Source organism: Streptomyces sp. CB02366 (assembly GCF_001905905.1).
Taxonomy (GTDB): domain Bacteria; phylum Actinomycetota; class Actinomycetes; order Streptomycetales; family Streptomycetaceae; genus Streptomyces.
On record NZ_LIVT01000004.1, the window covers coordinates 583,125 to 594,083 of the forward strand.

The 10,959-nt window shown below is 77.1% G+C and carries 7 protein-coding genes; 3 read left to right on the forward strand and 4 right to left on the reverse strand.

What is annotated here, in order from left to right; genetic code table 11:
* The first annotated feature begins 72 nt into the window (after window positions 1-72).
* The 3 genes from AMK24_RS16945 to AMK24_RS16955 all read left to right on the forward strand — a co-directional run bounded on the left by AMK24_RS16945 (window position 73) and on the right by AMK24_RS16955 (window position 3,627).
* Window positions 73-1,506, forward strand: coding sequence for an SLC13 family permease (locus tag AMK24_RS16945; protein ID WP_073769567.1), 1,434 nt, complete (start codon window positions 73-75; stop codon window positions 1,504-1,506).
* Window positions 1,503-2,732 carry a glycerate kinase family protein gene (locus tag AMK24_RS16950; protein WP_073769568.1) on the forward strand — a complete coding sequence of 410 codons (1,230 nt, stop codon included), beginning with the start codon at window positions 1,503-1,505 and terminating at the stop codon, window positions 2,730-2,732. The genes AMK24_RS16945 and AMK24_RS16950 overlap by 4 nt, the downstream gene beginning before the upstream one ends.
* 82 nt (window positions 2,733-2,814) lie before the next feature.
* A complete protein-coding gene (locus AMK24_RS16955) occupies window positions 2,815-3,627 on the forward strand; it encodes a serine hydrolase domain-containing protein (protein WP_073769569.1) in 813 nt (270 codons plus the stop codon).
* A 115-nt stretch (window positions 3,628-3,742) separates the two neighbouring features.
* Here AMK24_RS16955 and AMK24_RS16960 read toward each other — a convergent pair whose 3' ends face one another.
* The 4 genes from AMK24_RS16960 to AMK24_RS16975 all read right to left on the reverse strand — a co-directional run bounded on the left by AMK24_RS16960 (window position 3,743) and on the right by AMK24_RS16975 (window position 10,943).
* Window positions 3,743-5,059 (reverse strand): RICIN domain-containing protein, encoded by a 1,317-nt coding sequence (locus tag AMK24_RS16960; RefSeq protein ID WP_073769613.1) that lies wholly within the window; start codon window positions 5,057-5,059, stop codon window positions 3,743-3,745.
* Between the two features lie 162 nt (window positions 5,060-5,221).
* Window positions 5,222-8,917 carry a hypothetical protein gene (locus AMK24_RS16965; protein ID WP_073769570.1) on the reverse strand — a complete coding sequence of 1,232 codons (3,696 nt, stop codon included), beginning with the start codon at window positions 8,915-8,917 and terminating at the stop codon, window positions 5,222-5,224.
* Window positions 8,914-9,840, reverse strand: coding sequence for a type VII secretion system-associated protein (locus AMK24_RS16970; RefSeq protein ID WP_079190541.1), 927 nt, complete (start codon window positions 9,838-9,840; stop codon window positions 8,914-8,916). Before AMK24_RS16970 ends, AMK24_RS16965 begins: the two co-directional genes overlap by 4 nt.
* 305 nt (window positions 9,841-10,145) lie before the next feature.
* The gene (locus AMK24_RS16975) at window positions 10,146-10,943 is read right to left on the reverse strand and encodes a type VII secretion system-associated protein (protein WP_073769571.1); all 798 of its coding nucleotides are present in this window, start codon (window positions 10,941-10,943) and stop codon (window positions 10,146-10,148) included.
* Between the last annotated feature and the right edge of the window lie 16 nt (window positions 10,944-10,959).

Genomic DNA, 10,959 nt, shown 5'->3' on the forward strand with positions numbered 1-10,959 from the left:
CCCCGGCGGAGATGAAAAGCCCTTCACCGGCCGCTCATCGACCGCTCACCCCGCCTTCCGAGGCTGTACAGCGTGCCTCTCCCCCTCCGGCAGACCGCCGGCCTCTGCGCCGTCCTCGGACTCTGCGCCCTCCTCGCCGTCCCCGGCGCCGCCCCCGGCCTCGGCGTCGACGGGCGGCTCTCCCTCGCCGTCTTCGTCCTCGCCACCGCCGCCTGGATCGCCACCCCGGTGGACGACGCCTACGTCGCGCTCGGCGCGGGCCTGGCGCTGACGGTGACGGGAGTGATCAGCAGCGAGACCCTGTTCGCCACCTTGGGCGACGAGACGGTGTGGCTGCTGATCTGCGCCTTCGTCCTGGCCGCCGCCGTGACCCGGACCGGTCTGGCCGGCCGGGCCGCCGTCTTCCTGGTCGGCGGCGCCCGGACCGTACGCCAGCTGGTGCACCTGACCACGGCCGGCCTGGTCGTCACCGCGTTCGCCGTGCCGGCCACCTCGGGCCGGGCCGCGCTCGCCCTGCCGGTGTTCCTGGCCCTGGCCGCCGCACTGCGGGAGCGGGCGCGCCTCGTCATCATGCTCGCGCTCCTCTTCCCGACCGTCATCCTGCTCTCCGCCGTGGCCACCCTGATCGGGGCGGGCGCGCACCTGATCACGGTCGGGGTGCTGTGGGAGCAGACCGGGGAGCGGCTGGGCTTCGTGCGCTGGCTGGTCCTCGGGCTGCCGCTGGCGGTCGTCTCCTCCCATCTGGCCGCCGAACTGGTGCTGGTGACGACGACCCGGCGCGCCGACCGCAAGGGGCCGGTCAGGATCACGGCGGCGCAGATCCAGGAGCACTCCGGGACGGCCGTCGAAGGGCCGTTCACCCCGGCGGAGTCCCGGTGCCTGCTGCTGCTGGCGACGGTGGTCCTGCTCTGGTGCAGTGAGCCGCTGCACGGGGTGTCGCCCGCCGTCGTCGCGCTCATCGGCGCGCTCGTGGCGACCTCGCCCGCCCTCGGCACCGTGCGCTTCAAGGACGGGCTGCGGACGGTCCCCTGGCCGCTGCTGCTGTTCATGGCCGCCACCATGGCGATGGGCGTCGCCCTCTCCGACTCGGGTGCGGCCGACTGGCTGGTGGGCTGGATACCCCTGGGGGCGTCCACGCCCCCGTGGTTGTTCCTCACCGGTGTGGTCGTCGTCAGCACGGCCGCCCATCTGGCGCTCCAGTCGCGCTCCGCCCGCTCCTCCGTGCTGGTGCCGCTGGTGGTCGCGGCGGCGGTCGGGGCCGGGGTCAACCCGGTCACGGCGGCGCTGGCGTCCACGGCCGCCGCCGGTTTCTGCCACACCCTGCCGTCCTCGGCCAAGCCGGTCGCGCTCTTCGCGGAGGTGCCCGGCACCCCGACGTACACCCCGCGCGACCTGCTGCGGCTGTCCGCCTTCCTGGCGCCGCTCACCGCCGCCCTCGTCCTCCTCTTCGCCCTCGCCGTCTGGCCGTTGCTCGGCGTGCCCGTCCTTCTGGAGACCCAGCCATGACCACGCGTACCCACCGCACCGATCGCCCCCACCGCATCGCCATCGCCCCCAGCGGGTTCAAGGAGTCCCTGTCGGCCGCCCGCGTGGCGGAGGCCATCGCCACCGGCGTACGCCGGGTGGTCCCCGACGCCGAACTCGACCTGATCCCCCTCGTCGACGGTGGCGAGGGCACGGCCGAGGCGCTGGCCCTGGCGGGCGGCGGCCGGTTGGTGAAGACCACGGCGACGGGCCCCGTGGGCGACCCGGTCGCCTCCCACTTCGCCTTGCTGGGCGGTTCCGGCCCGCTCACCGCCGTCGTCGAGATGGCGGCCGTCGCCGGTCTCGCCCTGGTCCCGCCGGACCGCCGCCACCCGGGGGCGACCACGACGTACGGGGTCGGCGAGCTGATCCGGGCGGCCCTGGACGCCGGGGCCCGGCGCGTCCTCGTCGGCTGCGGCGACTCCGGTACGTCGGACGGGGGCGCGGGCGCGCTCCAGGCGCTCGGGGCCCGGCTGACCGACCGGCACGGCCGCGAACTCCCACCGGGCGGGGGCGTGTTGCACGAGCTGGAGCGCATCGACCCGTCCGGTCTCGACCCCCGGCTGGCCGGCGCCGAACTGCTCGTGGCCTGCAACCCGTACAACGTGCTGTGCGGGAAGCGCGGCGTGGCCCGGGTGTTCGGGCCGCAGAAGGGGGCGACCCCGGCGGAGGTGGAACTCCTCTCGGCCGGCCTGGAGCGGCTGGCCGCCGTCCTCACCCGGGACCTGGCCCCGCTCTTCGTCCCGCCGGCCGGCGCCCCCGTCGATCTGCGGACGTCTCCCGGCACGGGCGCCTCGGGCGGCCTCGGGGCCGGGCTGGCCGCCGTGGGAGCCCGCCTCCTCCCCCGTTACGACGTCCTGCTCGACGGCCTCGACCTGGACGCCCGCCTGGCCCGCGCCGACTTCGTCATCACGGCGGAGGGGGCGCTCGACCACCAGACCGTACGGGGGAAGATCCCGGCGGAGGTCGCCCGCCGGGCCCGCGCCTCCGGGGTGCCGGTCCTGGTGCTGGCCGGGACGATCGGGCCGGGGGCTCAGGACGTACGGGCGGTGGGCGTGGACGCGTACAGCGCGATCCTGCCCGCCCCGATGACGCTGGTGGAGGCGATCGGCCGCAGCGGCGAGTTCCTGGCCGACGCCACGGAACGCGCGATGCGCATCATGGCGCTCGGCACCCGGCTGGCCCCGATCGCCCCGCTGGCCGCGTGAGCGCGCCCGGGCCGGGACGCGGGTGCACCATCCGGGGGGCGCCAGGGGCGGGGCGTCTCGCGCGGCCGTTAGGCTCGGACCCATGGAGAGCCTGCGCATCATCGACACCTGGCCGGTCACCACGGCGGCGGCGGCCGTCGTCCGGGCGGACGGCACGGTCCTCGGCACGCACGGGCCGACCGGCCACCGCTTCCCCCTCGCCTCGGTCACCAAGCCGCTCGCGGCCTACGCGGCGCTGGTGGCGTACGAGGAGGGGGCCGTCGAGCTGGACGAGCCGGCCGGGCCGGAGGGCTCCACGGTGCGCCACCTCCTCGCCCACACCAGCGGCCTCGCCTTCGACGAGCACCGGGTGACGGCCCCGCCGGGCGAGCGCCGCCTGTACTCCAACGCGGGCTTCGAGGTGCTGGGCGAGCACATCGCGAAGGCGTCCGGCATCCCGTTCGCGGAGTACCTGCGCCAGGCGGTCCTGGAGCCGCTGTCCATGACGTCCACGACCCTGGACGGCTCCCCCGCCCGCGACGGCGTCTCCACCGTGGACGACCTGGTCCGCTTCGCCGCCGAGGTACAGGCTCCCCGCCTGCTCGACCCGCGTACGGTCCTGGAGGCCCAGAGCGTCGTGCACCCCGGCCTCAAGGGCGTCCTGCCGGGCTACGGCCACCAGAACCCGAACGACTGGGGCCTCGGCTTCGAGATCCGCGACTCCAAGTCCCCGCACTGGACGGGCGCCTCGTCCTCCCCGGCCACCTTCGGGCACTTCGGCCAGTCGGGCACGTTCCTGTGGATCGACCCGGCGGCGGGGGCGGCCTGCGTCGCGTTGACGGACCGCGCGTTCGGCCCGTGGGCGGCGGAGGCGTGGACGCCGTTCACGGACGCGGTCCTGGCCGAACTGTCCTGACCCCTCCGCCGCGGGGGCGACGGACGCCCCCCGGGCGAAGGGGAACGCCCCCGTTCCCGCGGTGCGCATCGCTGCACCGCGGGAACGGGGGCGTCGGCTCCGCCGGGGCGGACCCTCAGACGATCCAGTGGTCGCCGTACCCGCAGGGGGCGATTTCGAGCCGGGCGTCGTTTCCGGCGGAGACCCCGCCGGTCGGACGCAGGCACAGGTCGTTGCTGACGGCGTTGCGGATCCAGTTCGTGCCGTCGCCGCGGGGGTCGAGCCACCACAGCTGGTTGTCACCGGACGCGTTGCAGTGGAACTGCGCGACCTTCGTCCCCTCCGAACGGGCGTTGTAGTAGCCGAGGTCCAGGCAGAGCCCGTCCTTGCTGTTGCGGATCAGGAAGAGGGGCGCGTTCTGGGGCCCGCCGTCCTTGTCCACGATGTCGAGGTTCCACAGCTGGTTGTCGCCTGTGGTGCCGTTGCACGGGTACTGGTTGACGGCGTTGTTGATCTGGCCCTTGCCGTAGCCGCCGATGTCCACGCACTGGCCGGTCGAGGCGTTCTTGATCACGGTGTTCTGGACCCCGGAGCGTCCGTTGGCCCACTGGCGGAGCTGCTCGGCCGGCGTCAGCGCCGCGACCTTGGGCTTGGGCTTGGGCTGGGGCTTCTTCTCGACCCGGGGCTTCTCCGGGGACGGGCTCGGGGAGGGCGTGGCCGCCTGCTGGTGGACCACGGGCCCGGCCGGTTTCTCCTTCTTCTCCTTCTTCTCCTCCTTCTTGCTCGGCTTGGCGGAGGGGACCGGCGACTGGCTGGTGTAGGTCTCCGGGACCGGAGGACGTTCGCTGTCCAGCACCGTGCCGGCCGCGTTCTCGGTCCGGGTCCGCTCGGGATCGCGGTCGTCCTGCCCCGCCAAGAGGAAGGGCACCGCGATCAGGATCGCGCCGACGATCCCGGCCGCCGCCAGCATCGGCTTCTTGGGCCGGCTGCCGGGCGGTTCGTCGCCCTCCCGCGAACTCGCGCCACCGCCGCCGCCGGTGCCGGTGGCGGTCGCGGCAATGCCCGGGACCGGGCCGCCGACGCCGGCGGTCGCCGGTTCCGCGGTGGGGACGGACGCCGACGCCGACGCCGACTCCGACGACGCCGACGCGGACGCGGTTCGGGACGGTGCTGCGGCCCAGGAGGGCGCGGAGGAGGCGACGGGTTCGGCGGTGCTCTCCGCCTCTTCCCGGGGCGCGTCGGTACGCGCCGCCGTCGCCTCGCCGACCTTTCCGGCCTCCGACTCGCCGCTCGTGCTCGTGGGGACGTTCGTGGTCGTGTTCGTGGTCGTGGAGCCTCCGGACGCCGGGCCCGCCGCCCGGGCGGCGGCTCCCGCGGCAGGCGCGGTCGTACCGCCCGGCCGCTCGCCGCCCGGGGCCAGAGCGCTGCCGGGGTCGCCGGGCGCTCCGGGCATGGTCACCGCTCGGCGTACCGATACCGAGGGACTCCCGGCGCTCCGGCCGCTCCCCGGGCCGCCCTCTCCGGTGGACGTTCCCGACCGCGTGGGTATGCGGGGGGATGGATCATGGTCTCTTGCCACGTAAGGTCCTCGCTCTTGTCGGGATGGGGTGTCGCGTCACGGTCCGGCCCCCACAGCGCCCGCACAGCGTTCCGGCCAGGGGCCGGCGCCCGGGGGCGTCGCGTCGGGTCCGGGTGCGACGGCTTCCAGCCGGGCGAGCACGGCCCGATCCCCCTCGGGGTCGGGCGCGGCCGTCTCGGCAGGTCCGGTCAGTTCACGCAGATGGATCTGTACGCCGGGCCGGGCGCGGCGGACGGCCAGCACCCGGAAGAGCGTCCCGGGGGCGAACACGACCTCCTCCGGCCCGCGCTGCTCGGAGAACTGCCGTACGCGGCGGCCGGCCACCGACCAGATGACGTAACTGCCGCCCGGCGGCGGCGCGGTGCCGGGATCCAGCCGCACGGTGCTCAGCAGCGCCGCGTCCCGCAGCAGCGTTCCGGGGCGGGGCGGGGCGGGAACGCCGCCGGAAGCGGCGGGCCCCCCGCCGACGCCGCGCGTCACCGCGCCCCGGTAGGACGGCATCCGGTTCAGCGCCGAGGCGACGCAGGCGCCGTACGGCATCAGGTCCAGCTCGCGGTCGCGCAGACTCCGGGTCAACGCGCCGTGGCTGAGCGGTCCTTCGGGGAGGAGCAGGTACATCCGCAGCGCGATGAGATCGGCGCGGGCCGCCTCCTGTTCCTTGCCGCGCAGCGCGGGCATCCGGGCGAGCGCCCGCGCGACGGCCGCGCCGTGCCGGTCCCACATCTCGCCCGCGAGCGCGCGGAAGGCGGTCCGTTCGGCCTCGGAGCTGCGGTGCCCGGGGGCCAGCAGGACCGGGGGCAGCGGTGTCGGGGGGACGTCCTCCCCCTGGTCCCCGCTGTCGCGGCCGGTGTCCGCCGGGCCGGTGTCCTCGCGCTCGGGAACGGCTCGGGCGTCCGGCAGGTCCGGCAGCCGGGCGGCGCCGGAATCCGACGAGGCGGTCGAGGTGACCGGCGCCGTCGCGGGCGCCGGATCGGTCCCCGCGACCGGTACCCCGCGCGCCCCCGGTCCCGGGGACGCCGGAGCGGGGTCGGGAACGCGCACGGCCGTGCCGGACGTGCGGGAGCCCTGGGCGGGGCCCGGTCCGGTGGACGGTTCCGGGGTGGCGGCTGACGCCGGGCCGGCCGCGGTGGACGGTTCCGTACCGTCCTCCTTCGTCGGGGCCCCCTCCCCGGCCCTCTCGGGGCCGGGTGTCCGGAGCGGCGCACCGCCCGCTCCCTCCGGGCCCTCGGCGGGCGCGGGTCCGGCGTCCCCGGCGGGGCCCCGGCCGCCGGGCCCTTCGGCCGGTGCGGGCGCGTGGTTCCGCCGTCGCGCGCCGGAGGGGCCCAGGCCGCCTTCCGGGGCGGTGCTCCCGGCCGTCGCGGCGTTGTGGGCCACCCCCGTCCTCCCGGCCGTCGCGGCTCCGGCGTCCCCGCCGCCTCCGGCCTCGTCCGCCGCTCCCGCACGGCCGGGCCTTTCCGGCCCAGGGGTCCGTGCGAGGTCCTCGCCGGGAGCGGTGGTGGCGGCGTCCGGCCGCGGGGCGTTCGCGAACGGCTCCCGTCCTTCCGGCCGGCCTGCCGGGCCGGAGCGCCGCTCGGACGCCGGGGCCGGAGTCGTCGGGGCTGTGCCGGGGCCGCTCGCCGGTCCCGGGGCCGTCCCCGGGGTGCGGGCACGTCCGGCGAACCCCGTCGGAACGCGGTCGTCCGACCAGTCGAACGTCTCCCCTCGTCGCTCCCGCTCCCGCTCCCCTCGCGCCGCGCTCCTGCCGGACGCGCCCGAGACGCCCGGCCTGCCGGGCGCGCCCGGCATCGCGGACGCGCCCGGCATCGCGGACGCGCCCGGCATCGCGGACGCGCCGGGTGCACCGGACGTACCGGATGCACCCGACGTGCCCGGAGTCACCGACGTACCGGGCGGGGAGGGCGTGCCGGACGTGCCCGGAGTCGCCGCCGTACCGGGTGCCGCAGCCTCGCCTGGCGTACCGGACGCGCCCGCCCCTCTCGCGGTGTTCGCCCCCGCGCCCGCCTCCGCACCTGCGGTCACGGCCTCCCCGGGCTGCTGTGCCCGGTCGGTTCCCGCGCCCCTGCCGGAGGTCCTGGCCGGAGTGGCGGGGGCGGCTCCGGAGGTCCGCTCCGGCCGGTGGGGGGCCGCGGTCCGTGCGGACGGGGTCCGGGGCCCCTGGACCGGGCGCTCCGCCGGTCCGGCCGCCGCCGGGCGCCCAAGGGCCCGTGCGGGCGCGGCCGGTGACGACGGTGCCGGGGCGGGCGCGCCGACCGCCCCGGCCCGGGCGGGCCCGCCCGCGGTCGCCGGTCCGGTCCGGACCGGCGCCGGGGCGGCGTGGCGCAGGGTGCGCAGTCCGTACCGGGCGGCCAGCCGCCGCAGTTCGCGTCCGCCGTCGCGGGCCACACCGTGCACGTGAAGGGTCGCGCGCCCCCGCAGGTCCGGCGCCAGGGCTTCCAGGACGTTCGCCAGGACCGGCCACAGCGATGCGTCGAGGAGTTCGCCCGGCATCCCCAGCTCGATCACCGGTCCGCCCGGGTCCACCTGACGTGCCGTGGAGGGCAGTCCGGGGCCTCCGCGCGGGCCCACCCACATGCCGGCCCGGGTCACCGTGAGCTGCCAGTCCCCGCTCAGGCCGACCACCCCCTCCTCCGGGCGTGCCGGTCCCGGCAGCGGAGGGCTCCAGCGCAGCAGCCGGGGCGGCCGGGCACGGCCCTCCGCGTCGGGCGGGCCGCACCTGACGGCGTCCACGAACGGTATCCACGTCGGCGTGCCGTCCGGCGTCGCCAGGACCGATCGCACGGCGTACGTCCCCATCGGGCCGGAAGCCGCGACGAGCGGCAGCCCGGTCATGACCTCCACCTCGACGTCCAGCCGGTCGGCCACCGACTGCGCCAGCGGGAGCAGGTCGCGCCGCCCGCCGGGCACGAGCCGCACGGCGACCCGCACGTCCTCCGGCAGGGCTTCGAGCACCTCGGCGACCTCCTCGGCCGAGACGTCCTCGCCGAAGGGCACGCCGACCACCACGGCCAGACGCCGGGGGTCGACCGGTACGGCGTGGTAGAGGTCGCCGGGCCGGGCCGCCGCGGCCCCGGCGGGGCGCACCAGCACCCCGGCGGGTATCTGCTCGACGACGCAGCCGCCCGCCACGGTCGACGGCAGGCCGCTCAGCACGGACTGCCAGGACGGCTCCGGGCTGCGCGGGCCCAGGGGTTCGGGTCGCTTCCCCGGCGCGAACCGCCACCAGCCGCCCGCCGACGGGTGCCGTCCTACGCCCTCGGCGGGCGGGACGAAGAGGGTGCCGCCCGGTACGACGAGCGGCGCCCCGTCCGGCGCCTCGACCTCGATCCGCCAGCCGTCGGCGATGCGGCGCGCGGTGGCGGGCCTGCCCTCGGCATCGTGACCGGCCCCGGCCATGACGAGCCGTACGCTCCCGGCCCCCGACTCGCCCAGTGTGTCGAGCAGTTCGCTCAGCTTCGACCAGAAGGCGGTGGAGCCGGCCCCCTCCGCGCCCGCGATGACGGTCACGGTGTCCTCGTCCGCGCCCATGGTGCGGGCCAGGTCGGCGACGTCGGCCGGGGCGAGGGTGTCGTCGGAGAAGGTCCGCAGCAGCAGCATGCCGTCGTGGTCCTCGACCAGGAACCCTTCCCCGGTCCCCTCGTCCGGTCCGGCGGAGGCGGCCGGAGCGGCGTCGGCGCGGTCGCGCCCGGCGCCGGTGTCGCGTCTGCGTGCGAAGAGTCCGCCCCTGCCCCTCATGCCCGGGCCTCCGTCCCGGCCGAGGGCGCGGCGGCTTCCTGCGGGCCGGGCAGCCCGGTGGCCGCCCGGTCGGCGCCGGCCACGTCGGTGGCGGCACGGTCCGCGTCGGCCACACCGGCGGCAAGCCGGTCGGCGTCGGTCACGTGGACCGCCCGGATGCGCGGCGCGCTCGTCCCTCCCGGGCCGTCCGTGGCCTTCGGCCGGGCCTCGCCGCGCTCCTGGGCGGCGATCTCCTCGGCCAACGCCTCGGTCTCCATGATCATCCCGGCCGGTCCGGTCGGGTTGACGTAGAGGGAGTGCCCGGCGGGCAGCCCCGCGACCACGTCGGCCACCGGGACCAGCCGGGCGGCGAGCGATCCGAGGGCGCGGAGGTGGGCGGGGCTGGTGAAGACGGGCACCACGGGGTCGCCCTGGGCCGAGCGGAGGGCCGCCGGTTCGCCGTCGGAGCCGATGAGCACCGCGACCTTCGACGCGGCCAGGGCGCGCAGGACCTCGCCGGCCGGTCCGTAGCCGGTCACGGCGCGCTGGACGGCGGACTCCACCGGGTCGGTGGCCCTGGGCCAGCCGAGCGCCGCCGGGGAGGGGCGGTAACGGTCGTTGTCCTCCCACGCCACGATCGTCCCCGTGGAGTCCGTACGCCACCGGCCGGGAACCGCCCACTCCGGCGGTGCGCCCTGTCCCGACCACGCGGCGTCGGGAACGCTCAACCAGCGGCCGGGCAGCTTCCGGGCCGCCTCGACCACCTCCGGGGGCGGCTCGGGCAGCGGACCGGCCGGGTCCGCCGGTCCGCCCGCGGTCGGGACCGCTTCCGCCGCCAGGGGTTCCGGGGCCGGTATCGCCGGGTCGTCCTCGGCGGCGGGGAGGGGCTCGGGTCCGGGCGCCGGGGGCGTTTCCGGGGCGGACCTGTCGACGTACTCACTCACCGGCGGGCACTCCAAGAACAGAAGACACGAGCCATCGTTGCGAACTCACCCTCATCAGTTAACAGTCCGTCGGCGCGGGCCGGCGGGCGGGGCTCCCTCGGCCGTGGGGCGGGGGGGCCCGGCGAGCGGGCGGCAAACGGAATCCCCGTCCGGGCGACGAGACCGCTCACGGGTGAACCGTACCCGCACGAAGCGGAGTTCGAGGAGGGAGATCCGCGCCGTCCCGCCCTCCCCGCCGCCCGGCCCCCGCCTTCCCCGCCCCTCGGCCCCGCCGCCGTCCGGACGGGCGGCCGGGGCCGGCGGGCTCAGCCCTCTCCCCGGAAGAACTCGGGCCGGGCCCCGGCCGGTCCGGGGGGCCGGGGGGCGGTATCGGGGCCGTCTCCCGCCGCTGCCCCGGGGGGCCACGCGTCGGCCTCCTCCAGGCGCGCGAACTCCTCCAGTTCGGCGCCGGCCGCCAGCAGGGCGCTCGCCGTGACGAGTTGGCCGACCGGAGCGGACGAGCTGAGGACCAGGACTTCCTTCCCCTCGGGCAGGCGGTCCAGGAGGTCGGGAACGAGCATCATCTCGTGCGGCGGCAGCCTGTCCTGGTCCAGTTCCGGCGAGGCCGGGAAGACGGGGACGGCCTGGGTGCCGTCCTGCGCGTCGGTGACGGCGAGGCCGCCCTCGCCGTCGAGGCACACGGCCACTTCGGCGTCGGCGACCATCAGGGCGAACAGGTCCTCCGAGGCGTATCCGGTGGCGACCAGCTGCACGGCGGCGTCCACGGGGCTGACCGGCGGGGCCCAGCCGTGGGCGTCGGGCGAGGGGCGGTACCCGGCGTTCTCCTCCCACTCGACGATCTCGCCGTCGGCGTCGCTGCGCCAGCGTCCCAGGACCGCCCAGGGGGGCGTGGGTTCGTCCTCGTCGCCGCTCCAGTGCCGGTCGATCACGGACAGCCAGTGGCCGGGGGCCGCCTTGGCGGCCTCGACGTAGTCCGCGGGCGGCTCCCGGAACCCCGGCCCGCCCCTCGGCACGGCGGACGGTCCTCCCTGGACGCCGGAAGGGCGCGGGTCCGGGGCGGCGGGCCCCTCGGCCGTCTCCGCGTCGGCGGTGTTGTCGTTCATGGGCTCCTCGCTGCGA

What these genes read in the sequence shown, in the direction of transcription:
- AMK24_RS16950 (WP_073769568.1), top strand. Translation starts at nt 1,503, where the DNA reads ATGACCACGCGTACCCACCGCACCGATCGCCCCCACCGCATCGCCATC.
- AMK24_RS16955 (WP_073769569.1), top strand. Translation starts at nt 2,815, where the DNA reads ATGGAGAGCCTGCGCATCATCGACACCTGGCCGGTCACCACGGCGGCG.
- AMK24_RS16960 (WP_073769613.1), bottom strand. Translation starts at nt 5,059, where the DNA reads ATGCCCGGAGCGCCCGGCGACCCCGGCAGCGCTCTGGCCCCGGGCGGC.
- AMK24_RS16965 (WP_073769570.1), bottom strand. Translation starts at nt 8,917, where the DNA reads ATGAGGGGCAGGGGCGGACTCTTCGCACGCAGACGCGACACCGGCGCC.
- AMK24_RS16975 (WP_073769571.1), bottom strand. Translation starts at nt 10,943, where the DNA reads ATGAACGACAACACCGCCGACGCGGAGACGGCCGAGGGGCCCGCCGCC.